Source organism: Citricoccus zhacaiensis (assembly GCF_014645315.1).
In the GTDB taxonomy this organism is placed as follows: Bacteria; Actinomycetota; Actinomycetes; order Actinomycetales; family Micrococcaceae; genus Citricoccus; species Citricoccus zhacaiensis.
The window spans coordinates 319,435-345,551 of the sequence record NZ_BMLQ01000002.1 but is presented as its reverse complement, the minus strand read 5'-3'; the positions used below and the strand labels follow the sequence as shown (position 1 = coordinate 345,551).

The window sequence follows — 26,117 nt, the reverse complement described above, 5'->3', positions numbered from 1 at the left end:
ACCGCCGGACGGCAGGTCAGGAAATTACCGGGCCAACCCGGGGATTCTCCGGGCCAGCGGCCCCAGGAACTCGGTCAGCTCGGGTAGCCGCATGGCGCGGAGCATCACGAAGTACACCACCATCATGACCACCCCCACCACGGCGCAACTCACCAGGGCGGTGATGATCGTGGACCAGGGGAACCCGCCGGAGTACCCGCCGATCAGCCACAGCGCCAGGGCGCCGGCCACCCCGGAGATGACGGCGGCCACGCCGGTGCGCAGGTAGGCGTCCAGGACCTCGCCGGCGCCGTAGTCCCCGTAGTGGCGGCGTACCAGCACATGGGCGGCGACGAACTGGGCCACGTGCAGGAGGGTGAACACGGAGACCATGAGGTAGGCCATGGTCCAGCTGGGCATGAAGATCGAGGCCACGTAGGCGATGACCAGCGTGCACGCCGCGGTCCCCACCTGCACCAGCATGGGGATCCGCGCGTTCTCAGCCGCATAGAACAGCCGCATGAGGTAGATGTGCGCCGAGCGGAACGGCATCCCCAGCGCGAGCAGGATGAGCAGCTGCCCGATGGCCACGGCGGACGCCGCAGCGGTCTCGGAGGAGCCGGCGAAGACGCGTCCCAGCGGCCCGGCGAGGACGAGCACCACGACCGTGGAGAACATCATCGGGACCGCGAAGTTCCGCAGGCCCCGACTGATGGTGGCCAGGGCCTCCGGCACATCGTCCCGGTGCAGCGACCGCGCGAGCTGGTTGAACAGCACGGTGGCCAGGGACAGGACGAACACCGAATGCGGCAACACGGTGATCAGCTGGGCGATGTTCAGCGCCATGAGCCCGGGGATCGAGGCCTCGACGACGGCGGGGTCCAACCCCTCGAACGGCCCGCCGGACCCGCTGGCCTCACCCACGGAGGCACGGGCCTCCGTGGCCCCGGAGACCAGTCGGGCGACCAGCAGATTGACGACGTTGCCGGCCATCATGGTCACGAGGGTGTAGCCGGCGAGCTTGCCCGTGGACCGCAGCCCCATGCCCTTCCAGCCGAACTTCGGCTTCAGCCCCAGCCCGAGCCGGCTCAGCGGGACGAAGAGCACGAGGGCCTGGACCACGATCCCGAGGGTGTGCCCACCGGCCAGCAGGACGGTCTGGCCGGTGGTCCACTCCGCCAGTTGGTCGCCGCCGGCCTGGTAGGAACCGAACATCGCGAGGTAGAGGCCGATGACGCCGATCGCCACCACGTTGTTGGCCACCGGGGCCCACATGTACGCGCCGAAACGGCCGTTGGCGTTGAGGACCTGCCCCAGCACCGCGTACACGCCGTAGAAGAAGATCTGCGGGAAGGTCCAGAGCGCGAACGCCGTGCCCAGGGTCAGCATCGCCGGGGACCAGTTGCTGGTCAGCGCCACCATGATGGGGGCGGCCGCGAGTGTGATGGCCAGGGTGGCCGCGGCCATGACCAGCACCGCGAGGGTGATCAGCCGCGAGGTGTAGTCGGAGCCCTTGTCCGGCTTCTTCGCCGCCTTGATGAGCTGTGGGACCAGCACCACGTTGAACACGCCGCCGGCCAGCAGCATGTAGATGATGTTCGGGATCGTGTTCGCGGACTCGAAGATGTCCGCGGCCATGGCGGTCGACCCGATGGCCACCGTGAGCAGGGCTGTGCGGACAAAACCGAGGATGCGGGACACCAGGGTGCCCGCGGCCATGATGGCACTGGACTTCGCCGTGTTGTCCGCCTCGGCGGAGGCAGCGGCCGAGGCTGTGACGGAGGCCGAGGCAGAACCGGGGTCGGACGCTGAGACGGGAGCGGGATCAGGAGCCGGAACAGGATCAGGAGGACGGACAGTACTCCCGGAACGGCGTGGAGGCACGGTGTTGGGGCGCCGCGAACCGGGGGAATCGCCGCGGTCCGGGGTGTCCGGCGTCGTGGTGTGGGTGTTCTTCACCGCTCGGAGTCCGACAGGTCCGGGAACCTGCCCTCATACTCGGGGAGCACGTCCCGCGCGAGGTCCACGATCCGGCGTTCATTCGGGAAGGAAAGCTTGGCGTTGAGCACGTCCAGGCCCACCCAGGCCACGTCCACGGCCTCATGGTCCGGGTCGTTCTCCGTGGTCAGCTCGCCACCGGTGGCCTGCAGCAGGTAGTGGTGCACGGTCTTGTGCACACGGTGGCTGGACACGGTGAACCAGTAGTCGATGGATCCCAGCGACGCCAGGATGTCACCGGCGATCCCGGTCTCCTCCTCGACCTCGCGGATGGCCGCCTCGCCGTGGGTCTCCACGCCCTCCGGATGGCCCTTGGGCAGGCACCACTCCAGCCGGCCGCCGCGGTTGTAGCGGGCGATGATGGCGACCTCGAGCCGGCCGCGGAACCGGCGCACCACCAGCCCACCGGCGGAGATCTCCTCGACCGTGGGCAGGGAACCCTGTGTGGACTCGCCGGGCGTGCCCGGTTGTCCCGGGCGCCGGGGCACACGCCGGCCCACCGATGCGGTGAGCGGAGTGCGCTTGGGGGCGCTCGGAACGGGATGAGCCATGCATTCCACTGTAGCGGGCCGAACCGGAACCGCATCCGGCAACACCGGAGTCCGCACCCCGGTTGTCCTCACCGGGCCCCCGGATCTGGCACCCTTAAGCACACGATGAATCCCACCGCCCCCTCCTCTCCTTCGTCCGGCACGCCCGCCACCGCCGGCGTCCAGCCCTCCGGCACTGACCCATCCGGCCTGGTTGACCACACCGACCTCGTCGCCCTGCCTGTGGGGTTCCCGACCGGTGCCGGCCTGCCGCCCGTGGTGCTGGAACTGGGCCGGCTGTTCAAGGCCGCTGGACACGAGCTGTCCCTGGTGGGCGGTCCGGTCCGGGACCTGTTCCTCGGACGGGTGTCCCCGGACCTGGACTTCACCACGGACGCGGACCCGGACACCACCCTGAGGATCGCCCGGAAGTGGGCGGATGCGCACTGGGACATCGGCCGGAAGTTCGGCACCATCGGCTTCTCGAAGGGTGGATGGCAACTCGAGGTCACCACGTACCGCGCTGAGAAGTACGACCGCGACTCCCGCAAGCCGCAGGTCGCCTTCGGGGACTCCCTCGACGAGGACCTGCTGCGCCGCGATTTCACCGTCAACGCGATGGCCATCCGGCTACCCTCCCTGGAACTCGTGGACCTGTTCGGCGGGGTCAAGGACCTGGCCGCCGGACGGCTGCGCACGCCCGGCACGCCCGAGGACTCCTTCTCCGATGACCCGTTGCGCATGATGCGGGCCGCCCGGTTCGCCTCCCAGCTGGGCATCGGCGTGGACCCCTCCGTGGTGGAGGCCATGACCGCCATGGCCGAGCGGATCACGATCATCTCCGCCGAGCGCGTCCGGGACGAGCTGGTCAAGCTGGTCAACGGTTCCCATCCCCGGGCCGGCCTCAACCTGCTCGTGGACACCGGCCTGGCCGAGCACGTGCTGCCCGAACTGCCGGCCCTGAAGCTGGAGACCGATGAGCACCACCGCCACAAGGACGTCTACGAGCACTCGCTGACCGTCCTGGAACAGGCGATGGACCATGAGTACCCTGCCGAGCTCGAGGAGCGGTGGGCGGCGGAGCACCCGAAGGCTCCGGGTGGCGGGCCGGCCGGGACGGGTGAGTCAGGCGAGGACAGCGATGGCGAGGCGGAAACGGAACGGTTCGTGCCGCCGTCGGGCACCTATGTTCCCGCACCGGACTTCGTCCTGCGCTTCGCGGCCTTGATGCACGACGTCGGCAAGCCGGCGACGCGGCGCTTCGAACCGAACGGGGCGGTCACCTTCCGCCACCACGACGTGGTGGGGGCCAAGCTGGTCAAGCAGCGGATGCGGGCGCTGAAGTTCGACAACGACACGATCAAGGCCGTGGCCCGGCTGGTCGAGCTGCACATGAGGTTCTACGGCTACGGCGACGCCGGCTGGACCGATTCCGCTGTCCGTCGGTATGTCAACGACGCCGGACCGGTGCTGCCGCGGCTGCATGCCCTGACCCGCTCGGACGTCACCACGCGCAACCGCCGGAAGGCCGAGCGGCTGGCGTTCGCGTATGACGACCTGGAGCGGCGCATGGTGGAGATCGCCGAGAAGGAGGAGCTCCAGGCCGTACGTCCGGACCTGGACGGATCCCAGGTGATGCAGATTCTCGGAATCAAGCCCGGACCCGTGGTGGGGCGCGCCTACAAGCACCTGCTGGAGTATCGCCTGGACGAGGGTCCGCACGACGTTCAGACGGCCACGGCCGAGCTGTTGCGCTGGTGGGCCGAGCAGCCGGAGTCCACTGCCTGATCACGGCATCGACCACTGTCGACTTCATCGGCGTGTCTCGACGTCCACCGCGCACGTGATTCCGGGGCCGGGGGTCAGAAGAGCCCCGTGACGTTGCCGTCCGCGTCCACGTCCATGGAGTCGGCCGCCGGCTCCTTCGGCAGCCCGGGCATGGTCATGACGGCCCCCGTCAGAGCGACCACGAAGCCCGCACCCGGCCGCAGCAGCAGCTCGCGCACCAGGACGGTGAAGTCGCAGGGCGCCCCCAGCACCGCCGGGTCGTCCGTGAACGAGTACTGGGTCTTGGCCATGCACACGGGCAGGTGGTCCCAGCCCTCCTCGGCCAGTTGGACGAGCTGCCGGGCGGCGGTGGGCGCGTACTCCACGGCGGATCCGCCGTAGATCTGGGTCACCACGGCCTCGATCCGGTCCGCGACCGTCATCTCCTCGGTCCAGAGGGAATGCCAGCCGGAGTCCACGCCCTCAGCCGGCAGGACCTCGAGGAGCCGGCGGGCCACGTCCAGGGCGCCCGCCCCGCCGCGCGCCCAGACCTCGGCCACCGCGGCGGGCACGCCCCGGCGCGCACACCAGCCGGTGAGCCAGTCCAGTTCGGCCTGGGTGTCCTGGGGGAAGCGGTTGATCGCGACGACCACGGGCACCCCGTAGGCGGCCATGTTCTCGATGTGCCGGGCCAGGTTCGCGACGCCGGCCCCCAGGGCCTCGAGGTGCTGCTGTTCCGCGTCCCCGGTGTTCCGGTCGAGTTCCTGCAGGGCCATCCCGCCGTTGAGCTTGAGGGCCCGCACCGTGGCGACGATGACGCTGGCTGCCGGCGGGAAGCCCCCGGCCACAGAGGTGATGTCCATGAACTTCTGGCCGCCCAGGTCCGCGCCGAAGCCGGCCTCGGTGACCACCAGGTCGGCGAGCCTCCGGGCGGTGTTGGTGGCGGTGATGGAGTTGGCCCCGTGCGCGATGTTGGCGAAGGGTCCGCCGTGGACGAAGGCGGCCGAACCGCCCAGGGTCTGCACGAGGTTCGGGTGAAGTGCATCCTTGAGCAACACCGCCATGGCCCCCTGGGCGCCCTGCGGCCCCAGGTCCCCGACCGTGACCGGCCGCTGGTCACGGGTCCGGCCGATGATTATGCGGGACAACCGGTCCTTGAGGTCCTCGAGGTCGGTGGCCAGGCAGAACACCGCCATGGTCTCGGTGGCCACCGTGATCTCGAAGCCGTTCTCCCGGGGGACCCCCTCGGTGCGGCCGCCGAGACCGATGATGGTCTCGCGGAGTGCGCGGTCGTTCGTGTCCAGGGCCCGCTTGATCGAGATGGTGCGGGGATCGAGGCCGAGGGCATTGCCCCGGTGGAGGTGGTTGTCCACGAGGGCGCAGAGCAGGTTGTGGGCCGCGGTGATGGCGTGGAAGTCGCCGGTGAAGTGCAGGTTGATGTTCTCCATCGGCACGACCTGCGCGTACCCGCCGCCGGTGGCGCCGCCCTTCATGCCGAACACGGGGCCCAGGGAGGGCTCACGGAGTGCGGCGATCGCGGTCTTGCCGGCCCAGTCTGCCGGGGCGTCTTCGGCCTGCGCCAGAAGGTTCAGACCATCCGTGAGGCCGACGGTGACGGTCGATTTGCCCTCACCGGCCGGCGTCGGGCTGATGCCGGTGACCAGAACAACCCTGCCGAGCTGGCCTGGACTGCCGGAGCGGCCGGGTGGAACGCCGTGTAGGGGACCACCCGGGAGGCGGCGGGTGTCCACCTTCGCCATGTAGTGGCCATAGGGAATGAGCGCGTCGGCGGGGATCCCGGCCCGGTGGGCGACGTCGGCCACCGGTTCGAGCGTCGCGGCCGCGGAGACCTCGGCGTCGTTCATGGGGGTGATCCTCGCATAGGGGCTGCGGAGCGGGGAACGGGCCCTGCCCTGCCCCCGGCAACGAAACTGGCGGCCGATGGATGACCTCGAACCGGCCGCGGGGGCCGATCCGAGGTATCCGTCGACCGCCAGATGCGGGTCGCTGGATGCTGGTCATCGGGGAAAGATGATGAAGTCCGGCGGCAAGGGGATGTCATCCCGGCTCGGGGACCGTTCCTGGTCAGGCAGGAAGGGTGCCGGGCGGAAGATGGTCCCGAAGCGCTGCTTGCCGGACCGCCGGCGTTTGCTGCGGGGGTCATCGAAGTGCTCACTCACGTGCTGTCACCCCCTTCCCGTGACTGAAGGGGGTCCGGTCAGGAGCGGGGGTGTGCTGTGTGGAGCGCTGTGTGGAGGGATGGATGGACATGGCTGGGGTTCCCTTGGTCGGGGGCCTCAGCGATGGGCAAGCGGCTCAGGGGACGTTCACCAGACGGGTCTGGATGAAGGTCCTGCTCTACGGTTCTTCCAGGACGGGAAGGGCCCGGGAAGGGGAAGCTCAGCTGGTTGCGGTCAGCGCGGAGGCGGGGTTGGGCAGATGAATGGCGGCGACTCCTGGCCACGCCAGAAGGACGCCGGACGCGGTGTAGCCACCGTTCTCAGAGTCATTTCCATAGATCATCAATTTCCCCACCTCCTTCAGATGAGTCCGTCCGCCGATGAAGAGCGGAAAAGCCGACAAGGAAGCGCGCCGAATCCTGACGGATCAGGGCACCATTGGAGATTAGCACCTGACCTGTGGCGTGCGACACCCCTACCGGTGAGTAGTCTCAGCGGCAATAAAAAACTGGCGGTCGAGACCGCACCGGTTCTCCGGGTTCGGCGTTGGAAAACGGTGCGATCTCGACCGCCAGTTGAGTAGGGGTTGAGCAGTCGGAAGAGGGCTCAGCGCTCGATCTCGCCGCGGATGAAGGCCTCCACGAGCTCGTGGGCCTCATCGTCATGGTGCTGGACCGGCGGGGACTTCATGAAGTAGGACGAGGCCGAGAGGATCGGCCCGCCGATCCCGCGGTCCAGGGCGATCTTGGCGGCACGGACGGCATCGATGATGACGCCGGCGGAGTTCGGGGAGTCCCAGACCTCGAGCTTGTACTCGAGGGAGACGGGGGCGTCGCCGAAGTTGCGGCCCTCGAGGCGGACGAAGGCCCACTTGCGGTCGTCCAGCCAGGAGACGTAGTCCGAGGGGCCGATGTGCACGTCATCCTCGCCGAGGTTCGCGGAGGTGTTGGAGGTGACGGCCTGCGTCTTCGAGATCTTCTTGGACTCCAGGCGCTCGCGCTCGAGCATGTTCTTGAAGTCCATGTTGCCGCCGACGTTCAGCTGGTAGGTGCGGTCCAGGGTGACGCCGCGGTCCTCGAAGAGCTTCGCCATCACGCGGTGGGTGATGGTGGCACCGATCTGCGACTTGATGTCGTCCCCCACGATCGGCACACCGGCCGCGGTGAACTTCTCCGCCCACGCGGGGGTCCCGGCGATGAAGACGGGCAGGGCGTTGACGAAGGCGACCTTCGCGTCGATGGCGGCCTGTGCGTAGAACTTGGCCGCCTCCTCCGAGCCGACCGGGAGGTAGCAGACGATGACGTCGGCCTGGGTGTCCTTGAGGACCTGGACCACGTCAACCGGCTCGGCGTCCGACTCCTCGATGGTCTCGCGGTAGTACTTGCCGAGACCGTCCAGGGTGGGGCCGCGCTGCACGGTCACCTGGGTGGCGGGGACGTCGGCAATCTTGATGGTGTTGTTCTCGGAGGCGGTCAGGGCCTCGGAGAGCTCCACGCCGACCTTCTTGGCGTCCACGTCGAAGGCGGCCACGAACTCGAGGTCATCCACGTGGTAGTCGCCGAACTTCACGTGCATGAGTCCGGGGACCTTCTCGTCCACGGAGGCATTGCGGTAGTACTCCACCCCCTGGATCAGCGAGGTGGCGCAGTTTCCCACGCCCGCAATGGCCACACGAATCGGGTTCTTAGACACCGGTACTCCTTGTTGTCCTGATGGTCCTGGGGCCGCACGCCGGGCGCGGCGGACCGGGTCCCGCACTACGGGACTCAACGCTGGTGGGTGCCGCCGACCCGAATGGGCGCGGCACAACCCCATCCACTTTACGCCGGATGACGTGTGCGGACGGCATCGTGTCCAACCGTGCCGGGATCCTTGCTATTCCCGTCCTCGGCTCCCGGCCGTTCCCAGCTTCCTGCCGGGACCGTTCCCACCCTCCGTAGGATGGGGCCCATGAGCCTGCGCACCCCGGCCCCCGGCCCGCGGACGGCCGGGACCGCCCCGTCCACCACCCCCGGCGGTCACGACGCCGGCCGCCCGCTCCCGGTCTCCGTCCCGTCCCGCACGGACGGGTTGGTGCGCAGGATGCGCGAGCTGCTCGGTGGACCGGCCGGCCGGCACACCGTCCCCGGCCGGATGACGGGTACGTTCTTCACCCCCATGCGGGTCCTGATCCTGCTGACCACCCTCTCGGCGATCGTCACTGTGCTGTTGAAGTCCCCCTGCCGGCTGAACGGCTGGGGGCAGCCCACCGTGTACTACGCCGGCTGCTACTCGGACTGGTCCGCCCTCTACGGTGGCCGCGGCTTCGCCGAGGACCCCTTCGCCCCCTTTGCCGCGGGGGCGAGCTTCGAGTACCCGGTACTGATGTCCGTGGTGGCCTCGATCGCGGCGGTGATCTCCCAGACGCTGCCGTTCTCGGAACTCAACCCCTCGCTGGCCTACTGGGATGTGAACTTCGTGTTCACCGCGGTGCTGTGGATCGTCACCGTGGTGGTCACGGCCAAGTCCGCCGGGCGGCGGCCCTGGGATGCGCTCATGGTGGCTGTGGCACCGGGCATCATCCTGGCCGGCTCGGTGAACTGGGATCTCTGGGCGGTGGCGTTGCTGGCGGTGGGGATGTGGCTGTTCGGCGGCCGCAGGCCCCTGCTGGCAGGGATCTTCTTCGGCCTGGGCGCCGCCATGAAGCTCTACCCGCTGCTGATCCTCGGCGCGTTGCTCATCCTGGCGGTCCGCTCCCTGAAATGGACGCCGTTCCTCTGGGCCGCACTGGGCACCGTGGCGGCCTGGCTGGCGGTCAACCTGCCGATGATGATCGGCAACGTCCAGGCGTGGAGCGTCTTCTTCACCTTCTCCGGGGAGCGCGGCCCGGGATTGTCCTCCGTCTGGCATGCCTGGAACGTGACGATGGAGAAGATCGGCGGCCCCACCATCCAGGCGGAGGGGCTCTCGCTGTTGGCGTATGGGGCGTTCTTCCTGTGTTGTTGCGCCATCTTCGCCCTCGGCGTGCTGTGCCGGTACCGGCCTCGGCTGGCCCACCTGGCCTTTCTGATCGTGGCCGCGTTCGTGCTGTGCAACAAGGTGTACTCGCCCCAGTTCGTCATCTGGCTCATCCCCCTGGCGGCGCTCGCAGCCCCGCGCTGGCGCGACTTCCTGGTCTGGCAGTTCCTGGAGGTCCTGCACTTCTGGGCCATCTGGATGTACCTGGCCAAGGGGGCCTCCGGCTCCGAGGTCCAGCACTCCATGGACGACACCTTCTACGTGCTGGCGATCCTGGGCCACATGGCGGCCACCCTCTACCTGATGTTCCGGGTGGTGGAGCAGATGGTCCACCCGTGGGAGGACCCGGTACGGGCGTCCTTGCCCGGCGGTCGGATCTGGCGCACCGGCAACGCCGGCCAGGGACGCGTGGCTGCTGCCGCCCGGCTGGAATCGCTCGGCTTCGACCCCTCCGAGGCCAGCAGACTCCCCGTGGACGACCCCCTGGGAGGGCTCTACGACGATGCCCCCGACCGGGCCCCCTGGCTGCTCAAGGCCCACGCCCCAGTACGGTAGGGCCATGACCGCACCGGATGCCGATTCACCCCGCCTGACGCCGGACCTGCCCGAGCACCTGCAGGACTTGGCCGACTTCGTGATGGCCAGCCCCTCGAGCTACCATGCCGCCGCCGAGGTGGCCCGCCGGCTGGAGGCCGCTGGATACGTCCGCGTGAATGAGACGGTGGACTTCCCGGCGGAGCCGGGCGGGTACGTGCTGGTACGGGACGGTGCCGTGATGGCCTGGAGGATTCCCGACGCCGGCCATCTCACCTCCACGCCGGTGTTCCGGATCCTCGGCGCGCACACCGATTCGCCGACGTTCAAGCTCAAGCCACGTCCGTCCACCACCCGGGAGGGCTGGCTGCAGGCCGGAGTCGAGGTCTACGGCGGACCCCTGCTGAACTCCTGGCTGGACCGTGAACTGTGCTTTGCCGGCCGCATGGTGACCGTGGACGGACGGGAACACCTGGTCCGCACCGGACCGATCGCTCGGTTCCCGCAGCTGGCCATCCACCTGGACCGTGAGGTCAACAGCGGCTTGAAGCTGGACCGGCAGCAGCACCTGAACCCGATCTGGGGTGCCGTCCCGGCAGGCGGCGCGGGCTGGGCCACGGACGCCGGCGGCCGGTCCGTGGATCAGACGACCGACATCCTGGCCGTCCTGGCGCGCACCGCGGGGCTGGAGGCCGACGCGGTGGCGGGCTTCGACGTCGTGATGGCCGATACGCAGGCGCCCGGAGTGTTCGGTGCCTCGGGCGAGCTCTTCGCCTCCGGACGACTGGACAACCTGTCCTCCGTCCACGCCGGGCTGGTGGCGATGGAGTCCCTGACCACCTCCAGTGGGGGTGTGGTGGCGGACGGCGTGGCCGGTGAATCCACCGGGGCACCGGTGATCCCGGTGCTGGCCGCCTTCGACCACGAGGAGCTCGGCTCCGCGTCCCGCTCCGGTGCGGCCGGTCCCGTGCTGGAGGACGTGTTGCGCCGGGTGCTGGACGCCCTCGGTGTCTCGGGTCAGGGGGCCGCACGGTCGTTTTCGGGCTCCTGGCTGCTCTCCGCAGATGCCGGGCACCTGGTCCACCCGAACTATGCCGAACGGCATGACCCGGTGAACCACCCCCGGGCCAACGGCGGTCCCCTGCTGAAGATCAACGCCAACCAGCGCTATTCCACCGATGCCGCCGGGGCTGCCGCCTTCGCCCGCTGGTGCGGGGTGGCCGGGGTGCCGTTCCAGGAGTTCGTGTCCAACAACGGCGTGCCGTGCGGTTCCACGATCGGCCCGATCTCCGCGACCCGGCTGGGCATCCGGACCGTGGACGTGGGCATCGGGCTGTTGTCCATGCACTCGGCCCGTGAGATGTGCGGCGCCGAGGACCCGGCGAGGCTGGCCGCGGCCGTCACCGCTTTCTACGAGGGCGTCTGATCCGCACCGCTGCACCAGTGCACCACTGCACCGAGGGCAGAGGCGCGGTGCGTTGTCCACAGTGCTGCGTCCGGGGCTGGTGCCGGCGGGCCGAAGCGGGTGAGACTGGGATCGATCCACTTCGCTTCCGGTTCGCGGCCAGCGCGGGCACAGGGTAGGATAGCCAAGGTTTTCTGCGTGCCGTCCCATGACGGACTCCGCGCAGATCCATCGCACAGAACCTCCTGTTACGGAAGTACCGTGACCGTCAGCCCAAAGGAGGTGGGTTCGCATGCGTGCATATGAACTGATGGTGCTGGTTGATCCCGAAGTGGATGAGCGCACCGTTGAACCGACCCTGCAGAAGTACCTGGAGGTCGTCACCAAGGACGGCGGCTCCGTGGACAAGTTCGATCTCTGGGGCCGGCGCCGCCTGGCCTATGAGATCCAGAAGAAGGCTGAGGCCATCTACGCGGTCATCAACTTCACCAGCTCCCCGGAGACCTCCAAGGAACTGGACCGACTGCTGGGTCTGAACGAGACCATCCTCCGCACCAAGATCACTCGCCCGGAAGAGCAGAAGATCTCCGCGGAGACCGCAGAGTAATTTCCGTGTTGGCATCCCCAGGGAAGCCGCACACCCACGCCGATATCACCGCCGAACGGCACGGACGTAAGGCACTACAGGAGGCATCATGGCCGGAGAAACCGTCATCACCGTTGTTGGAAACCTGACGTCCGATCCGGAACTGCGGTTCACCCCCTCGGGTGCTGCCGTGGCGAACTTCACCATCGCCTCCACCCCGCGCACGTTCGACCGCCAGTCCAACGAGTGGAAGGACGGGGAGACCCTGTTCCTCCGCGCGTCGATCTGGCGTGAGGCGGCGGAGAACGTGGCCGAATCGCTGACCAAGGGCACCCGCGTGGTCGCCCAGGGCCGGCTGAAGGCCCGGAGCTACGAGACCCGTGAGGGCGAGAAGCGTACGTCGTACGAGCTGGACGTCGATGAGATCGGCCCCTCGCTGCGCTATGCCACCGCCAAGGTCACCAAGTCCAACCGCTCCGGCGGTGGCGGCTTCGGTGGCAACTCCGGTGGTGGCTTCGGCGGCGGCCAGGGTGGCGGCGGCTTCAACCAGGGGGGCAACCCCGGTGGCCAGGGCGGCGGCAACGCCGGCTGGGGCGCCGGAGGCGGCCAGCAGAACGATCCGTGGGGTGGTTCCTCCACCTCCGCCGGATCCTGGGAGACCCCGGGCAACGACGAACCTCCGTTCTGATCCCGGGTCCCCCGCCCCACACCGCAACATCCAGGGACTGGTGTTCCGCCAGCCCCGCCCACCGGCCTCCGGTGCCCTCGGGCACTGACTGACCGGGCGTCGTCGGGAACCGTTTCCCGCACGGCACAGCAGGTGGCGAGCCACCTGCGATCCCATCCCGCAGAACCGTTCTGCGGGCTCCCGAATATCGAAGGAGCACCACGATGGCGAAGGCTGAAATCCGTAAGCCCAAACCAAAGTCCAACCCCCTGAAGGCCGCTGACATCACCGTCATCGACTACAAGGACGTTGCACTGCTGCGCAAGTTCATCTCCGACCGCGGCAAGATCCGCGCGCGTCGCGTGACCGGCGTGACCGTGCAGGAGCAGCGCAAGATCGCCCAGGCCATCAAGAACGCCCGTGAGGTTGCCCTGCTTCCTTACTCCGGCGCTGGCCGCGGCTGATCGACCGAGTCGAGGAAGGAACAGATACCAGATGGCAAAGCTCATTCTGACCCAAGAAGTGACTGGCCTGGGCTCCGCCGGTGACGTCGTCGACGTCAAGAACGGCTACGCCCGCAACTACCTGCTGCCGCGCGGTTTCGCGACCCTGTGGACCAAGGGCGGGGAGAAGCAGGTCGAGTCGATCAAGGCTGCCCGCCAGATCCGCGCCGTGAAGTCCCTCGAGGAGGCTCAGGCCCTGGCTGCACAGCTCCAGGCGTCCGCGGTCAAGCTCGAGGTCACTGCCGGTGAGGGCGGCCGCCTGTTCGGCGCCGTCAAGGCTGCCGACGTGGCTGACGCCGTCGAGGCCGCAGGCCGCGGCAGCATCGACAAGCGCGTCGTGACCCTGCCGTCCGCCATCAAGGCGACCGGCCGGTTCCAGGCTCACGCACGTCTGCACGAGGATGTCCTGGCCGTGATCGACCTGGACGTCGTCGCAGCCAAGACGAAAAAGAAGTAACTGCAGAAGCAGCTGAAGAAGTGACTGATGGTCTGACTCTCTAGTCGACCTTGGTCCTCATGATCGCGGCCGGTCGGATCCCCCCGGGGACTCGACCGGCCGCGGCCTTTAAACAACGTTGCCGCCTCGTCGGGGCCCCTCTGCGTCAGCCCTTGGTGCGGGGCTGATCGACGACCTCGGTCATGTGGCGGTAGCCCGTCTGCACGAGCTCCTCCAGGACCTGCAGGTCCACGTCCGCCAGCGTGTTGACGTAGAGGCACCCCTTGCCGACCTTGTGCTTGCCGAGCCTGGACAGCAGCTCGGGTGCCTCCGGCTGCACCAGGAGGCCGTACAGGGACTGGCTGGCCTTCCGTGGGGCGAAGCCGACGGCGAGGGCGTCCCCTTGGTGCCCGGACTCATACTCATAGTGATAGCTGCCGTAACCGACCATGGTCGGACCCCACATGACGGGCTCCTCTCCGGTGATGCGGCGGAACATCTCGTCCAAGACCTCCGCATCGGCACGGCGGACGGGGTGCTCCACGTGAGCGATGAACTCCTCGACGGAAGTCTGGGTGGGTTTCGTCTTGTTCTCGTAGCCGGCCATGCGCCTATCATTCCAGTCCCTCTGACGGGAGGGAATGTGAAATCACCGGGAGGCGAGTAGCCCCTGAGTCAGGGCCGGGCGTGACGGATGTGACAAGTCGGGTGGCCCTGGCTTTCACAGGTGCCCGGAACAAGCGGTATCGGAGCATACAACCACGGGTACAAACCATGTGGACAATCTGTGGATAACTCTGAAAAGCACGGCCCCCAGGTTGCACCGATGCCGCTGGTGGTGCTAGATCATCGCCCGTAATCCCCAAGCAAATTCTTTTCTATCCACAACCTCCACTACGGAAAACTCCTTGTCAGGGCGACAATGACTCTGAATGCACAGGTTAATCCCCAAAGTTGTCCCCACGCTGTGCACACAACACGCCGCTGAATCCACACGTTATCCACAGGACGTGTGGATCATCCGGTTGAGGGAGGGGCGACCGGCGAGTAGTGTCACGTGGTATCCCCTTCAGGCGGAGCCGGGTATTGGCTGGGGTTCACGGCGCACATCCGGCACGACATCGTCTGCGGAATCCGCCGCTTCGGGGTCACCGATGCGGCGGATTCCTCTGGGGAAATTCGCACCGCGAGGAGTTTGCCGGGCCGTCCGGTATGGGAAAGGGAATCGAGTACTTGGCATCAGAGGATTTTGATTCCACCGACGGCGCCGGCGGCTCGCGGGCCCATCTTCTTCCACCACAGGATCTGGTGGCCGAGCAGTCCGTGCTCGGGGGCATGATGCTCTCCAAGGACGCCATCGCGGACGTCGTGGAACTGCTGCGGGGCAACGACTTCTACAAGCCGGCCCACGAGATGATCTATGAGGCGGTCATCGACCTCTACGGCCGCGGTGAGCCCGCTGATGCCGTCACGGTGGCGGACCTGCTCAACAAACGGCAGGAGCTCTCCCGCATCGGGGGCCCGGCCGTCCTCCACGAACTCATCCAATCGGTCCCCACCGCCGCCAATGCCGGCTTCTACGCCGAGATCGTCCGCGAGAAGGGTGTGCTCCGCCGCCTCGTCCAGGCCGGCACCAAGATCGTCCAGATGGGCTACGGCCAGGACGGCGAGGTCGAGGAGATCGTCAACGAGGCCCAGGCGGAGATCTACAAGGTCGCCGAGACCCGTCAGTCCGAGGACTACGTGGCCCTGTCCGGGATCCTCGAGCACACGGTGGACGAGATCGAGGCCGCAGGATCCCAAGGCGAGGGCATGACCGGTGTCCCCACCGGCTTCTACGAGTTCGACGAACTGACCCAGGGCCTGCACGGCGGCCAGATGATCGTGATCGCCGCTCGACCGGCCGTCGGCAAGTCCACGCTCGCCCTCGACTTCGCACGAGCCGCCGCCATCAAGAACAACATGACCTCCGTGTTCTTCTCCCTCGAGATGGGCAAGAACGAGATCGCGATGCGCCTGCTCTCTGCCGAGGCCACCATCGCGTTGCAGGATCTGCGCAAGGGCACCATCCGGGACGAGCAGTGGTCCAAGATCGCGGCCACTGTCGGTCGGCTGAACGACTCCCCCTTCTTCATCGATGACTCCCCGAACATGTCCATGATGGAGATCCGCGCCAAGTGCCGCCGCCTGAAGCAGAAGCACGACCTCAAGCTCGTGATCCTCGACTACCTGCAGCTGATGAGCTCCGGCAAGAAGGTCGAGTCCCGCCAGCAGGAGGTCGCCGAGTTCTCCCGTGCCCTCAAGCTGCTGGCCAAGGAGCTCGAGGTCCCGGTGATCGCCCTGTCCCAGCTGAACCGTGGTTCCGAGCAGCGCACGGACAAGAAGCCGCAGGTGTCCGACCTGCGTGAATCAGGCTCGATCGAGCAGGACGCGGACATGGTCATCCTGCTGCACCGCGAGGACATCTATGACAAGGAGTCCCCCCGCGCGGGCGAGGCGGACCTGATCGTGGCCAAGCACCGCAACGGCCCCACCAAGACCATCGTGCTCGGCTTCCAGGGCCACTACTCACGGTTCTCCAACATGGCTCCCGACGCCGGCGGGTTCTGACGGTGCCCACGGCACCTTCGAGCCACTCGCGCGGCTGAGGGACCTGCTGATGGAACTGATAGCGGATCTCTGGGCGCGGGCCACCGCCGCCCACGCACCCCTGGACTGGCCCATCGCGCTGGCGATGGCCGGCGTCGCGCTGGTGTTGGCCTGGACCCCGCCCGGCTACCGCGTGGTGCGCCACGTGGTGACCCTGGTGCACGAGGCCGGGCACGCGTTGGTGGCCGTTCTCGCCGGCCGCCGGCTCAGCGGCATCCGGCTGCATTCCGACACCTCCGGGGTGACTCTGTCCCGCGGCAGGCCGCGCGGACCCGGGATGGTGCTGACCCTGGCGGCCGGCTATCCGGCCCCCGCGCTCGTGGGCCTGGCGGGCGCCTGGCTGGTGGGTACCGGTTATGCCGCTGGGTGGCTGTGGCTGCTGGTCCTGACGTGTGCATTGATGCTGGTGATGATCCGCAACCTCTATGGGTTGTGGGTGGTCCTGGCGACGGGCGTGGCCGTGGGGGCGTTGTCCTGGCTGGCCTCGGCCGTCGTCTTGGTGGCCACCGCACACCTGGTGGTCTTCTCCCTGCTCTTGGCGGCCCCCCGTTCCGTGGTGGAGCTGCAGCGGCAGCGGCGCCGGATGCGCCGCGCGGCCGGTGGCCGTGGCGGTTCCGCGGCCGGATTGGCCAGCGACGTCGACCAGCTGGCCCGCCTGACCCACGTCCCGGCCGCCGTGTGGACCGGCGTGTTCTGGCTCGTCTGCGTCGGCTGCCTGGTGGCCGGCGGGTGGATGCTGTGGCCCGTGTGGTCGTAGAGGTGTTGACTGTCCCCGCCACGGCCCTCCACGGTGGACCCACGCGGGGAACGCCCCGAGGACGATCCGCCCCGGGAGGGACATCATGGCATCGACGAGTACCACGACCACTGATCACGAAGAGATCCGCCGCTGGGTGGAGGAGCATGACGGCAAGCCCGCCAGCGTCAAGGGCACCGAAGGCTCCGGCGACGCCGGAGTGTTGCGCATCGACTTCCCCGGTGGTGCCGGGGAGGATCAGCTCGAGCACATCGAATGGGACGATTGGTTCGAGAAGTTTGATCGGGAGGGTCTGGCCTTCCTCTATCAACAGGAGAAGGCCGACGGCAGTGACAGCACCTTCTTCAAGCTGGTCTCCCGATGACGGCGGTCCCGGCTCCGGCTGAACGGCCGCCAGCCTTCGAGCCTCGGCGGATCATCATCTCCGGCGCGGATTCCGGGATCGGCAAGGCGACGGCCGTCGCGTTGGCCCGAACGGGGCGCCAGGTGGGCCTCACCTGGCATGAGGACCGGGACGGGGCTGAATCCACCGCCGCGGAGGTGGAGGCCGCCGGGGGGACGGCCCACCTCCGGCACCTGGATCTGGCTGATCCCGCCAACGGCACCGCACTCGTGGACGAACTGGCCGAGACGATGGGCGGGGTGGACACGCTCGTCATGTGTTCCGGCACCGGTACGGCGACCAGGCTGCTGGATATGGACCTGGAGACGTGGCAGCACGTCCTGCGGGTGGACCTCGACGGCGCCTTCTGCTGCCTGCAGGCAGCCGGGCGGCGGATGGTGGCGGACGGTACCGCCGGGCGGATCGTGGCCATCACCTCGGTCCATGAGCACGCACCCCGTGTGGGGGCCGGGCCCTACTGTGCGGCCAAGGCCGGGTTGGGTCTGCTGGTCAAGGTGGCTGCCCTGGAGCTGGCGGAGTACGGCATCACGGTGAACGCCGTGGCCCCGGGGGAGATCGCCACGCCGATGACGGGCCAGGAGGACGAGTCGGTGGTGCAAGGCAAGGACCGCCCCGGTATCCCCGTCGCCCGCCCGGGGGACGCTCGGGAGGTGGCCGCGACCGTGGCCTTCCTGTGTGGTCCCGATGCCGGATACGTCACCGGAGCATCCTGGGCGGTCGACGGCGGCATGCTCACCATGGGGCCGATGGCCGGCTCACATCTGCGCAACGACGACTGGCGTCGTCCCTGACGCGGTGCGGCCTGACCCGACCTGTGGATAAGGCCATCGGCGGCACCGACGGCCGTTAAGGTGGACCCATGGGGACCTACGCACCGGGAGAGCCCTGGACCACCCGGGATCAGATGCTGCTGAGGACGGCTCAGGTGATGCACGCCTACGCCCACGGCGAGTTCGACCAGATCCACCCCGTCCCCGTGGACTTCGCCGTCGCCGGAACCTTCCCGGAGAACCGGGTCATCGCGAGTGCACCGTTCCGCCGAGCCGTCTATGGATCGGGAGGGGACGGAAGCTACGTCCACAACAGCGGCGTCTTCCTGGCCACCGGACGGTTCGGCCTGGCCCTGACCGCCGGGGCCGCCCTCGGACGGGCCATCGGCAACTCACGGCGCCGCGCGGACGCCCAACGGATGGCCCAGGCGGACTGGCGTCCATTCGACCAGGGAGCCGTGTTCGTGAATCAATACGGGTTCTACCTGAGAACCGCTGCGGGTCTCCTGTGGTGGGGCTGGGATGATCTGCTCGAATGCCAGATGGTCGAGCCCGGCCGGCTGGTGATGCTCGGGGTCACGCCTGAGGGCCAGCGCAATTTCATGGTGGATTCGGACCTGGCCGAGCTGCTGTTCGCGACCTGGGCGCTGGTCCGCCAGCCCCAGCACTGGCAGTTCCTGCAGCGGGTGTGGCTGATCCCGGCGTGGCTGGAGCACTACCGGAGCGTCTACGGGGCCTCGGCCTTCGACTTCGCCCGGGAGTTCCCGGACCACTTCGGCCAGCTCTCCTGACGGACGCGCCCGGCCTGACGCCACGGTGTGCCCGGCACGTCGACGGAACCTGACATCCGAGGGGCCCGCGCACCTACCATGCGGACCATGAAGGTCACAGTCCTCGGGGCCACCGGAACCATCGGAACACTCATCACCGCGCGCCTGCGAGAGTTCGGCCACGAGGTCATCGCCGCCAGCCGGACCACGGGCGTGGACGCTCTGACCGGCCGGGGGCTGGACGAGGCGCTCGCGGGCGCTGACGCCCTCGTTGATGCCCTGAACATCGAGACCATGAGTACCGCCAAGGCCCTCGAATTCTTCACGACGACGGCCGGGAACGTCAGCGCGGCGGCCCGCCGGGCCGGCGTCGGGCGCCTGGTCTGTGTCTCGATTGCCGGTGCGGCAGACCCGGACGTCAACAAGGGCTACGGCTACTACCGTGGCAAGGCCGTACAGGAGCACGCCTACCGTTCCTCGGGGCTGCCCGTGACCGTCATCCATTCGACGCAGTGGTTCGAGCTGGTCCCCACCATCCTTCGGCGGACCACCCTGGGCCCGGTCGCCGTCCTTCCGACGATGCGCATGGCGCCCGTCGCCGCCGCCTCCGTGGCCCGGCTGGTGGCGGACGAGGTAGCCCGGAAGCCAGACGGACGGACGGGGCACGAGGTGCGGGAGGTGGCCATCCGCGGACCGGAGGTCGCCACAGCGGCCGAAGTGGCCCGGAGGATGCTGGTGGTGCGGGGCTCCCTCGGCGGCAGGGACCCGAAGAGGATCCTGGAGGCACCCCTGTTCGGCCGTGCCATCGCCTCGGGCGGGCTCATCCCGGAGGAAGGGCTGGTGGACGAGGTCACGCTGGAGCAGTGGCTGGCCGGCACCCGGCCGCACGCCGTCCGGGACGCCTACGACTACGTGATCGTCGGCGCCGGGATGGCGGCCGCCAAGGCCATCGACGGCATCCGGGCCGAGGATCAGTCCGGGAGCATCGGGGTGTTCGGCGAGGACCCCTCCGCCCCGGTGTACCGCCCGGACCTCTCCAAGACTCTGTGGAAGGAGGACGCCAACCTGGAGGAATCGCTCATGCTCTCGGCGGCGCCCGGTGCGGCGAAGGCCCCGGGCGGGAACACCGAGCTACACCTCGGCACCACGGTGACGTCCCTGACCCCGGACGACCGCTCCCTCACCCTCGGCGGCGGGCAGCGTGTCCGCTACGGCAAGCTGCTGCTGGCCACCGGGGCGGCACCCCGCCTGACGGGGCTCGAACCCGGCCCGCGGGTCCTCTACTACCGGACCGTGGACGACTACCGGCGGCTGCGCGAGATCGCCCGGGCCGGGGCGCATGTGGCCGTGGTGGGCGGAGGGTACATCGGCACCGAAATTGCGGCCGTGCTGACCCAGAACGGGGTTCGGGTGACCTTTGTGGTCACCTCCGTTCCGCTGCTGGCCCACCTGTTCCCCGAGTCGTTGGCCCACACGGTCACCCGGGAGTTCAGCGACCGCGGTGTCGAACTGGTGGTCGGCCGCCTCGCCGGCGGCTCCGCGCGGCGGAAGGGGGTGACTGTCCGCCTCGAGGACGGGACCGGGATCGCGGCGGACGCGGCCGTCGTCGGCGTGGGGGTGTCCCCACGCACCGAACTGGCCCGGGCTGCCGGGCTCGCGGTGGATGACGGGATCCTGGTGGACGACCACCTGCGGACCAACGCGCACAGCATCTACGCGGCGGGAGATGTGGCCCGCTACCCGGACCGGCTGCTCGGGGTCCGGCGCGTGGAGCATGCCGCCGCGGCCGAGACCATGGGCACGGTGGCCGGACGGAACATGGCCGGGGCGCACCGGCCCTACCGCACCTCCCCGTTCTTCTGGTCCGACCTGTTCGACTTCGGGTATGAGGCCGTCGGCGAGGTGGACACCCGCCACCGGACGGTCGAGGACTGGGCCGTGGGAGAGGACGGCCAGCCGGACCACTCCACCGGCGTCGTCTACTACGTCAACCAGATCGGCGCAGTCCGGGGCGTGTTGCTGTGGAACGTCTGGGAGTCGGTGAAACCGGCCCGGAAGCTCATCGAGAGGACGGGGCTCGAACCGGTCAGGGACCTGGATTCGCTGCGCGGTGCGATTCCCTTCGGGTGACGGATTGACTCAGAGGAGGTCCCTGCGGCTGGATTCCTTGGTGAGCAGGACGGCCAGCGTGCAGATCACCAGCATTCCGGCCCAGAAGGCTCCGACGAGGACCGCCGATCCGCCGGCGACGATCATGAGGCCCGCCGCGATCATCGGGGTGAAGCCGGCGCCGACCACGGAGGCGCCCTGGTACGCCAGCGACGCGCCGGTGTACCGCACCTTCCCGGGGAACTGTTCTGCGACGAAGGCGCCGATCGGTCCGTAGAGCAGGCCCTGCACGATGCCGTTGCCGAGGATCATGGCGAGGGCGAAGCTCCACAGGGTTCCGGTGGTGAGCAGCAGGACGAGCGGATAGGCCGAGACGATACCGGTCACCCCGGCGATGGTCAGCATCCGCCGGCGTCCGATGCGGTCCGACATGCGTGCGGCCCAGAAGGTGACGACGAGCGTGAGGGCGGCTGCTCCGGCCTTCCAGTTCAACACGGCTGACCGGTCCAGACCCTGCTCGACCGCCACGGAGACGCCCCACACCGTGAGGATCGCCTGGCAGACGTAGAACCCCAGGGCCGCGGCCAGGGCCAGCACCACGGCGCGCCAGTGCTGCTGGATGACCTCCACGATGGGCAGCTTGCGCGCGTCGCTCTCCTCCGAGAGCTTCTGGAAGACCGGGGATTCGGAGACCTTGAGGCGGATCACCATGCCCACGAGGATCAGGACTGCCGACAGCAGGAAGGGGATCCGCCATCCCCACTCCAAGAACTGGTCACCGGTGGCGGCCGAGACAGCGGACACCACCAACGTCGCGAGGATGGCACCGGCTGGGGCCCCCGCATTGGCGAAGGACGTGGCGAACCCACGGGACTTCTGCGGAGCATGCTCCAACGCCATGAGGGCGGCACCGCCCCACTCACCTCCGACCGCTACACCCTGGACCATGCGCAAGGTGATCAGGATGATGGGTGCGGCGATGCCGATGGTCGCCGTGGTCGGCAACAGGCCGATGAGCACGGTGGCCCCGCCCATGATCATCATGGACAACACCAGCATCTTCTTGCGCCCGATCCGGTCACCGAAGTGGCCGAACACCACACCGCCGAGCGGACGCGCCAGGTAGCCGGCCGCCAGGGTTCCGAACGAGGCGAACATGGCGACGGCCGGATCCAGGCCGGTGAAGAACACCTGGTTGAAGACGACGGATGCGGCGGTGGCGTAGAGGATGAAGTCGTAGTACTCGATGGCCGTGCCGGTGAAGCTCGAGGAGAGGATCCGGCGCATGTCCTTGCTGTTCAGGGACGTCGCCGTGGTCACCGTGCTCTCGGTGCCGTCGCCGGTATGCGCCGGCGGCGTGGACGGTGCGGCTGTGGTGGTCTCGCTCATGGAATCATCACGTCCTGACGGGATTCTGAAGCGGCCGGGACGACGCCCTCGGCCGGGGACTGTGCGGTGTGGAGAGGTGGCCCGAAGGGGATGACTTGAAGATCGTCGGGGACATGGAATGGGCCGTTGAAGAGTGCTTCGCCGCGTTCCCAGACGGACCGGTCCGCCGTTCCCGGCACCAAGTGGTGCAGGGCCAACTGGCCGGCGCCGGCCGCCGTCGCGATCCGGGCTGCGCCTTCGACGGACGTGTGGGATTTGTAGTGGTGGTCCCGTGAGGCGCGAGAGGCCTCGTCGGCCTTGTCCGCGTACATGGATTCCACGAATCCGAAGTCGATGGCCTCGTGCAGCAACAGGTCGGTGCCCCGGGCCAATCGGACCATGTTCGCCGTCTCCGCCGTGTCACCGGAGAACGTCACCGACCCTTCCGCCGTCTCGAAGCGGAAGCCGAAGGCCGGAGCCACCGGGGGATGCTCCACGAGGATGGCGCTCACCGTGACGCGCTCGTCCCGATAGATGACGAAGGGGTCCATGTCCGGGGTGGGGCGGTCATTCGGGTGGTAGCCGAGGCCCTCGGGGATCTCGATGTCCTCGACGTCGAAGAGATCCAGAGGATTGGGCCGCAGGCTGTCGAGGATGCGGTCATTGAGATCAGTGGCATGGGCGTTCATCAAGGTCCTGAACATATCTCGCGTGCCCGGAGTGGGGTTCTCCGGGTTCAGCGGCTGCGGCGGCCGGACGGCGCGGGGCGAGACCTCCGGGAGCATGCCGCGATTCCCGGGTCCCATGATCTTGACCGGGCGGTCCTGGCGGTCGAGCATCTCGTAGAGGCCGAACAGCGCCAGGCTGCCGAGATCGACGGTGTGGTCGGAATGCAGATGGGTGAGGAATACCCCGCGCAAGTCGCCCATGTTCAGCCCGGCCTCGTTGAGGCGCCGGCCTACGCCGTGGCCGCAGTCGACGAGATAGAATCCGTCTCCCACCACGACCGCTGTGGAGATGCCGCACCGTTGTTGGGGTATGCCGCGAGTCCACCAGCGAGGACCGCCTGCCGTTCCCAAGGTGATGATGTGCGGATTGAGCGCAGGCTCTGAGGACGCGGGCAGTGGTGTTCGCATGCTGGGTCTCCTTCCATCGCCCTTCCCGAGAGTGCACCCGGGAGAGGGGCGGTCGAATCGTAGAGTTTCTAAACCGTTGTGTTCCAGCATGATCCACATCACATCATCCACCAAGCTTGTATATTTGATGGCGGGTATCAGAGGAGCTGATGATGGACCTGACGTTGCGCCAGATGGAGTACTTCTTGGCCGCCCTGGACACGGGGTCCATGACCCAGGCGGCCAAGCGTTGCCATGCGTCCCAATCGGCCACCTCCATGGCTGTCGCCCAATTGGAGAGGTCACTCGGCGCTCCGTTGTTCCTTCGGAGCCATGGGTCGTCCCTCGTTCCGACCTCGGTGGCCCTGGCCTTCGCAGGACACGCTCGCACGTGTGTCGAGGCGGCTGAGGCAGCTCAGGCCGCCGCGACGGAGACCTTGCATGAGCTCTCCGGGACGCTGCGCGTGGGATGTCTTCATGACCTCGCCAAACTGGTCCTGCCGCCTCTGGCCCAGCTCTGCGATGAGCGGTACCCGCAGCTGGACCTGCAGTTGGTGGAGGGATCCGCCGTGTGGCTCCAAGAGGAGATGCGTGCGGGCAGGTTCGACCTGGCCCTGGTGTACTCGCTCCAGGTCGGGGCGGATCTCTCGATGACGCCCTTGCGAGAGGTCCGGCTTCACGCCGTCCTGCCGGCAAGCCATCCCGCGGCCCAGGCGGAGTCCGTCGACTGGGGCCAGATCGCGGGTGAACCGGCGATCCTGCTGGACGGTCCCCCGGCGGTGGAGCGCATCACGGCCCAAGCACACCGATTGGGATTGGAGCTGAACATCCGGTGGACGCTGTCCTCCATGGAGACCATTCGATCACTGGTGGCCCGGGGCCTCGGATACTCCCTGACGAACGCGCCGCTCGCCAGGGCGACCACCGTGGACGGTCTCGAGGTGGTGTACAAGCCGCTCGCCAATGACCTGCTGCCCAATCACCTGTGTGCCCTGCACGCACCGGGGGCGGAGCGGCTGCGCAAGGTCAGGGCCGTCATGGAACTGATCAAAGAGGCGACACAGTCGTAGGAGCATCCGTCATGGTCCCGGGGGACGGTACGGCGTGGCGATTCGGGGCAGGCCCCGCGGGACAGCACCCGCCGGACCCGCCCCCGCCGAGGTCAGGTCGGGTCAGCCGCGTCCCCCCTTCCGTTCGTACGTCACCAGGGAACCGTTGCCGAAGGTTCCCGTGGTGGCGTAGAGCGTCGAGCCGCCGAAGGCCACATCGGCGGGCGATTCCGCGGCGAAGAGGGTCTTGGCCGACGAACTGCCCCTCTTGATGACGGAGACCTCCCCGCCGAACATCTCGGCCACCACGATGTCCCCGTTCCGGTCCACGTCCAGCCCGGTGGTGCCATGCATGCCGCTGGCCACGGACCGGGCCTTCCCTGACCACGGATCGACCCGGTACACCGTACTGATCGGCACCATCTCTCCGGCGCTGCCCTGGAGAGTGGAGACGTAGAGGTACCCATCCCGTCCGACCCGCACGTCCGTGGGCACCGGTTCAACGGTGTAGTCCGCCCCGACGACGCAGTCCGGCAGGGCCAAGCCCGATTCCGGAGCACCCAGTTGAGCGTCGAAGCCGGCCTTCAGCTCCGGCGTCATCGTGATGGTGGTGGCGGGCAGCACGGCCACCGTGGAGATGCGCCGCGTCTTCAGGTTGACCTTGAGGATCGCGTTCGCCGCGGCGTCGGCCACATAGGCGGTGTTCCCGTGGACATCGAGTTGGTAGGCGTGGGACTCCACGATGCCCCGGTAGCGATTGAGGGGCAGGCCGGTGGCCTCCTCGAGCACCTCCACCTCGGCGGCACAGGTGGCGTCCAGTCCGCGCAGCCCGTACGTCTTCCGACGGTCGGGGTTGTTGCGGTTCTCGTAGGCGATGAAGTCCCGGCTGACCACCGTCCGCTTCCCACGCTCGGAGGTCTTGACGAGGTGGCTGGTGGGGCCACGGCCGAAGTCGGACTCGATATGGAAGGTGGAGCCCTTCGACACGTCGATGCCGACCAGTTCGTTGCCCAGCTCTTCGCTGACGGGAGGCCGCATCTGGTGGACGGTGGAGACGGTGCCCCGCCTGCTGACCTTGGACAGGGTGCCCGTGAAGCTCTGGGTGACGTAGGCCGATCCGTGGTGGCCGGCTGCAACGGACAGGGGGCCAACAAGCCCTTGCGCCACGGTCTCCGGGGCGGATGGGGTGGGCGAATGGGCCTGGGCGGGTGCTGCGATGAGGGTGACGGCGAGGGCCAGACAACTGGCCGCGGCTGCCGCACGGTGCGTGCGCATGGAGATCCTCCGAAGGGTGAAACGGCTGCCAGTGGTCCGTCCCGGGCGGGACGGGCCAGCGCCTGCGCGCGGAGCCGGGGGAGGCCTTCAGCGCGCGGGAACAGCAGGAGAGTATGGCCGGAACGGCAGGCCGGTCCATCCCCGGCCACCGCTAGGAAATCAGCCGCGAGACCGGCCCGGAGCGGCGTCATCGACGGCCCATGTCAGATGATGTCAAGCTCTCGAATGCCCGCATTCTGTGGAGGTTCGAGCCAGGTACGTCCGAGGCTG

At 68.2% G+C, this 26,117-nt stretch carries 23 protein-coding genes; 14 read left to right on the top strand and 9 right to left on the bottom strand.

The window, feature by feature from the left end; genetic code table 11:
• Window positions 1-24: 24 nt before the first annotated feature.
• Both murJ and IEX49_RS04995 read right to left on the bottom strand, forming a co-directional pair.
• Window positions 25-1,938 (bottom strand): murein biosynthesis integral membrane protein MurJ, encoded by a 1,914-nt coding sequence (gene murJ, locus IEX49_RS05000; protein ID WP_229672253.1) that lies wholly within the window; start codon window positions 1,936-1,938, stop codon window positions 25-27.
• Window positions 1,935-2,528 (bottom strand): NUDIX hydrolase, encoded by a 594-nt coding sequence (locus IEX49_RS04995; RefSeq protein ID WP_188804780.1) that lies wholly within the window; start codon window positions 2,526-2,528, stop codon window positions 1,935-1,937. Before IEX49_RS04995 ends, murJ begins: the two co-directional genes overlap by 4 nt.
• Before the next feature lie 105 nt (window positions 2,529-2,633).
• Here IEX49_RS04995 and IEX49_RS04990 point away from each other — a divergent pair, with 105 nt between their 5' ends.
• Window positions 2,634-4,295, top strand: coding sequence for a tRNA nucleotidyltransferase/poly(A) polymerase-related protein (locus IEX49_RS04990; RefSeq protein WP_188804778.1), 1,662 nt, complete (start codon window positions 2,634-2,636; stop codon window positions 4,293-4,295).
• Window positions 4,296-4,369: 74 nt separating this feature from the next.
• Here IEX49_RS04990 and IEX49_RS04985 read toward each other — a convergent pair whose 3' ends face one another.
• From IEX49_RS04985 to IEX49_RS04975, 3 genes are all read right to left on the bottom strand, one after another.
• The gene (locus IEX49_RS04985) at window positions 4,370-6,139 is read right to left on the bottom strand and encodes a formate--tetrahydrofolate ligase (RefSeq protein WP_188804776.1); all 1,770 of its coding nucleotides are present in this window, start codon (window positions 6,137-6,139) and stop codon (window positions 4,370-4,372) included.
• A 153-nt stretch (window positions 6,140-6,292) separates the two neighbouring features.
• Window positions 6,293-6,454, bottom strand: a complete 162-nt coding sequence (locus IEX49_RS04980) for a hypothetical protein (protein ID WP_188804774.1) — start codon at window positions 6,452-6,454, stop codon at window positions 6,293-6,295.
• A gap of 606 nt (window positions 6,455-7,060) precedes the next feature.
• The gene (locus tag IEX49_RS04975; RefSeq protein WP_188804772.1) at window positions 7,061-8,146 is read right to left on the bottom strand and encodes an inositol-3-phosphate synthase; all 1,086 of its coding nucleotides are present in this window, start codon (window positions 8,144-8,146) and stop codon (window positions 7,061-7,063) included.
• A 258-nt stretch (window positions 8,147-8,404) separates the two neighbouring features.
• Here IEX49_RS04975 and IEX49_RS04970 point away from each other — a divergent pair, with 258 nt between their 5' ends.
• The 6 genes from IEX49_RS04970 (at window position 8,405) to rplI (ending at window position 13,603) form a co-directional block, all read left to right on the top strand.
• Complete coding sequence (locus IEX49_RS04970; RefSeq protein WP_229672251.1) at window positions 8,405-10,006, top strand: glycosyltransferase family 87 protein; 1,602 nt, start codon at window positions 8,405-8,407, stop codon at window positions 10,004-10,006.
• 4 nt (window positions 10,007-10,010) lie between these two features.
• On the top strand, window positions 10,011-11,411 hold the full coding sequence (locus IEX49_RS04965) for a M18 family aminopeptidase (protein WP_188804771.1): 1,401 nt from the start codon (window positions 10,011-10,013) through the stop codon (window positions 11,409-11,411).
• A 271-nt stretch (window positions 11,412-11,682) separates the two neighbouring features.
• A complete protein-coding gene (gene rpsF / locus IEX49_RS04960; RefSeq protein ID WP_188804769.1) occupies window positions 11,683-11,997 on the top strand; it encodes a 30S ribosomal protein S6 in 315 nt (104 codons plus the stop codon).
• An 88-nt stretch (window positions 11,998-12,085) separates the two neighbouring features.
• Window positions 12,086-12,664, top strand: coding sequence for a single-stranded DNA-binding protein (locus IEX49_RS04955; protein ID WP_188804767.1), 579 nt, complete (start codon window positions 12,086-12,088; stop codon window positions 12,662-12,664).
• Between the two features lie 203 nt (window positions 12,665-12,867).
• The gene (rpsR, locus tag IEX49_RS04950; protein ID WP_010144869.1) at window positions 12,868-13,107 is read left to right on the top strand and encodes a 30S ribosomal protein S18; all 240 of its coding nucleotides are present in this window, start codon (window positions 12,868-12,870) and stop codon (window positions 13,105-13,107) included.
• Window positions 13,108-13,138: 31 nt separating this feature from the next.
• Window positions 13,139-13,603 (top strand): 50S ribosomal protein L9, encoded by a 465-nt coding sequence (rplI, locus tag IEX49_RS04945; protein WP_188804765.1) that lies wholly within the window; start codon window positions 13,139-13,141, stop codon window positions 13,601-13,603.
• A gap of 145 nt (window positions 13,604-13,748) precedes the next feature.
• Here the strand turns inward: rplI and IEX49_RS04940 are convergent, their stop codons facing one another.
• On the bottom strand, window positions 13,749-14,189 hold the full coding sequence (locus IEX49_RS04940; RefSeq protein WP_188804763.1) for a DUF1801 domain-containing protein: 441 nt from the start codon (window positions 14,187-14,189) through the stop codon (window positions 13,749-13,751).
• A 605-nt stretch (window positions 14,190-14,794) separates the two neighbouring features.
• Here IEX49_RS04940 and dnaB point away from each other — a divergent pair.
• The 6 genes from dnaB (at window position 14,795) to IEX49_RS04910 (ending at window position 21,061) form a co-directional block, all read left to right on the top strand.
• Window positions 14,795-16,192 carry a replicative DNA helicase gene (dnaB, locus tag IEX49_RS04935; protein ID WP_373286682.1) on the top strand — a complete coding sequence of 466 codons (1,398 nt, stop codon included), beginning with the start codon at window positions 14,795-14,797 and terminating at the stop codon, window positions 16,190-16,192.
• Window positions 16,193-16,241: 49 nt separating this feature from the next.
• Complete coding sequence (locus IEX49_RS04930; RefSeq protein ID WP_188804759.1) at window positions 16,242-16,988, top strand: M50 family metallopeptidase; 747 nt, start codon at window positions 16,242-16,244, stop codon at window positions 16,986-16,988.
• Window positions 16,989-17,073: 85 nt separating this feature from the next.
• Window positions 17,074-17,352, top strand: a complete 279-nt coding sequence (locus IEX49_RS04925; protein ID WP_188804757.1) for an ATP-grasp domain-containing protein — start codon at window positions 17,074-17,076, stop codon at window positions 17,350-17,352.
• The gene (locus IEX49_RS04920; RefSeq protein WP_188804755.1) at window positions 17,349-18,182 is read left to right on the top strand and encodes an SDR family oxidoreductase; all 834 of its coding nucleotides are present in this window, start codon (window positions 17,349-17,351) and stop codon (window positions 18,180-18,182) included. The genes IEX49_RS04925 and IEX49_RS04920 overlap by 4 nt, the downstream gene beginning before the upstream one ends.
• 68 nt (window positions 18,183-18,250) lie before the next feature.
• A complete protein-coding gene (locus IEX49_RS04915) occupies window positions 18,251-18,952 on the top strand; it encodes a hypothetical protein (protein WP_188804753.1) in 702 nt (233 codons plus the stop codon).
• 87 nt (window positions 18,953-19,039) lie between these two features.
• Window positions 19,040-21,061 (top strand): FAD-dependent oxidoreductase, encoded by a 2,022-nt coding sequence (locus tag IEX49_RS04910; protein ID WP_188804751.1) that lies wholly within the window; start codon window positions 19,040-19,042, stop codon window positions 21,059-21,061.
• Window positions 21,062-21,070: 9 nt separating this feature from the next.
• On the opposite strand, the gene IEX49_RS04905 is transcribed toward IEX49_RS04910, so the two are convergent.
• Window positions 21,071-22,429, bottom strand: coding sequence for an MFS transporter (locus IEX49_RS04905; RefSeq protein ID WP_188804750.1), 1,359 nt, complete (start codon window positions 22,427-22,429; stop codon window positions 21,071-21,073).
• The gene (locus IEX49_RS04900) at window positions 22,426-23,544 is read right to left on the bottom strand and encodes an MBL fold metallo-hydrolase (RefSeq protein WP_188804748.1); all 1,119 of its coding nucleotides are present in this window, start codon (window positions 23,542-23,544) and stop codon (window positions 22,426-22,428) included. The genes IEX49_RS04905 and IEX49_RS04900 overlap by 4 nt, the downstream gene beginning before the upstream one ends.
• A 149-nt stretch (window positions 23,545-23,693) precedes the next feature.
• On the opposite strand from IEX49_RS04900, the gene IEX49_RS04895 reads away from it, so the two are divergent.
• A complete protein-coding gene (locus tag IEX49_RS04895; protein WP_188804746.1) occupies window positions 23,694-24,593 on the top strand; it encodes a LysR family transcriptional regulator in 900 nt (299 codons plus the stop codon).
• Between the two features lie 102 nt (window positions 24,594-24,695).
• Here the strand turns inward: IEX49_RS04895 and IEX49_RS04890 are convergent, their stop codons facing one another.
• Window positions 24,696-25,847, bottom strand: coding sequence for a ScyD/ScyE family protein (locus IEX49_RS04890; RefSeq protein WP_188804744.1), 1,152 nt, complete (start codon window positions 25,845-25,847; stop codon window positions 24,696-24,698).
• Window positions 25,848-26,117: the final 270 nt, after the last annotated feature.

Excerpts from the sequence above, each read along its gene's own strand:
- IEX49_RS04930 (WP_188804759.1), top strand. The coding sequence starts at position 16,242 with ATGGAACTGATAGCGGATCTCTGGGCGCGGGCCACCGCCGCCCACGCA.
- IEX49_RS04925 (WP_188804757.1), top strand. The coding sequence starts at position 17,074 with ATGGCATCGACGAGTACCACGACCACTGATCACGAAGAGATCCGCCGC.
- IEX49_RS04915 (WP_188804753.1), top strand. The coding sequence starts at position 18,251 with ATGGGGACCTACGCACCGGGAGAGCCCTGGACCACCCGGGATCAGATG.
- IEX49_RS04900 (WP_188804748.1), bottom strand. The coding sequence starts at position 23,544 with ATGCGAACACCACTGCCCGCGTCCTCAGAGCCTGCGCTCAATCCGCAC.
- IEX49_RS04970 (WP_229672251.1), top strand. The coding sequence starts at position 8,405 with ATGAGCCTGCGCACCCCGGCCCCCGGCCCGCGGACGGCCGGGACCGCC.
- IEX49_RS04955 (WP_188804767.1), top strand. The coding sequence starts at position 12,086 with ATGGCCGGAGAAACCGTCATCACCGTTGTTGGAAACCTGACGTCCGAT.
- IEX49_RS04990 (WP_188804778.1), top strand. The coding sequence starts at position 2,634 with ATGAATCCCACCGCCCCCTCCTCTCCTTCGTCCGGCACGCCCGCCACC.
- IEX49_RS04985 (WP_188804776.1), bottom strand. The coding sequence starts at position 6,139 with ATGAACGACGCCGAGGTCTCCGCGGCCGCGACGCTCGAACCGGTGGCC.
- rplI (WP_188804765.1), top strand. The coding sequence starts at position 13,139 with ATGGCAAAGCTCATTCTGACCCAAGAAGTGACTGGCCTGGGCTCCGCC.
- IEX49_RS04995 (WP_188804780.1), bottom strand. The coding sequence starts at position 2,528 with ATGGCTCATCCCGTTCCGAGCGCCCCCAAGCGCACTCCGCTCACCGCA.
- IEX49_RS04895 (WP_188804746.1), top strand. The coding sequence starts at position 23,694 with ATGATGGACCTGACGTTGCGCCAGATGGAGTACTTCTTGGCCGCCCTG.
- dnaB (WP_373286682.1), top strand. The coding sequence starts at position 14,795 with ATGGGAAAGGGAATCGAGTACTTGGCATCAGAGGATTTTGATTCCACC.
- IEX49_RS04905 (WP_188804750.1), bottom strand. The coding sequence starts at position 22,429 with ATGAGCGAGACCACCACAGCCGCACCGTCCACGCCGCCGGCGCATACC.
- IEX49_RS04920 (WP_188804755.1), top strand. The coding sequence starts at position 17,349 with ATGACGGCGGTCCCGGCTCCGGCTGAACGGCCGCCAGCCTTCGAGCCT.
- IEX49_RS04965 (WP_188804771.1), top strand. The coding sequence starts at position 10,011 with ATGACCGCACCGGATGCCGATTCACCCCGCCTGACGCCGGACCTGCCC.
- rpsR (WP_010144869.1), top strand. The coding sequence starts at position 12,868 with ATGGCGAAGGCTGAAATCCGTAAGCCCAAACCAAAGTCCAACCCCCTG.
- IEX49_RS04890 (WP_188804744.1), bottom strand. The coding sequence starts at position 25,847 with ATGCGCACGCACCGTGCGGCAGCCGCGGCCAGTTGTCTGGCCCTCGCC.
- rpsF (WP_188804769.1), top strand. The coding sequence starts at position 11,683 with ATGCGTGCATATGAACTGATGGTGCTGGTTGATCCCGAAGTGGATGAG.
- IEX49_RS04940 (WP_188804763.1), bottom strand. The coding sequence starts at position 14,189 with ATGGCCGGCTACGAGAACAAGACGAAACCCACCCAGACTTCCGTCGAG.
- IEX49_RS04910 (WP_188804751.1), top strand. The coding sequence starts at position 19,040 with ATGAAGGTCACAGTCCTCGGGGCCACCGGAACCATCGGAACACTCATC.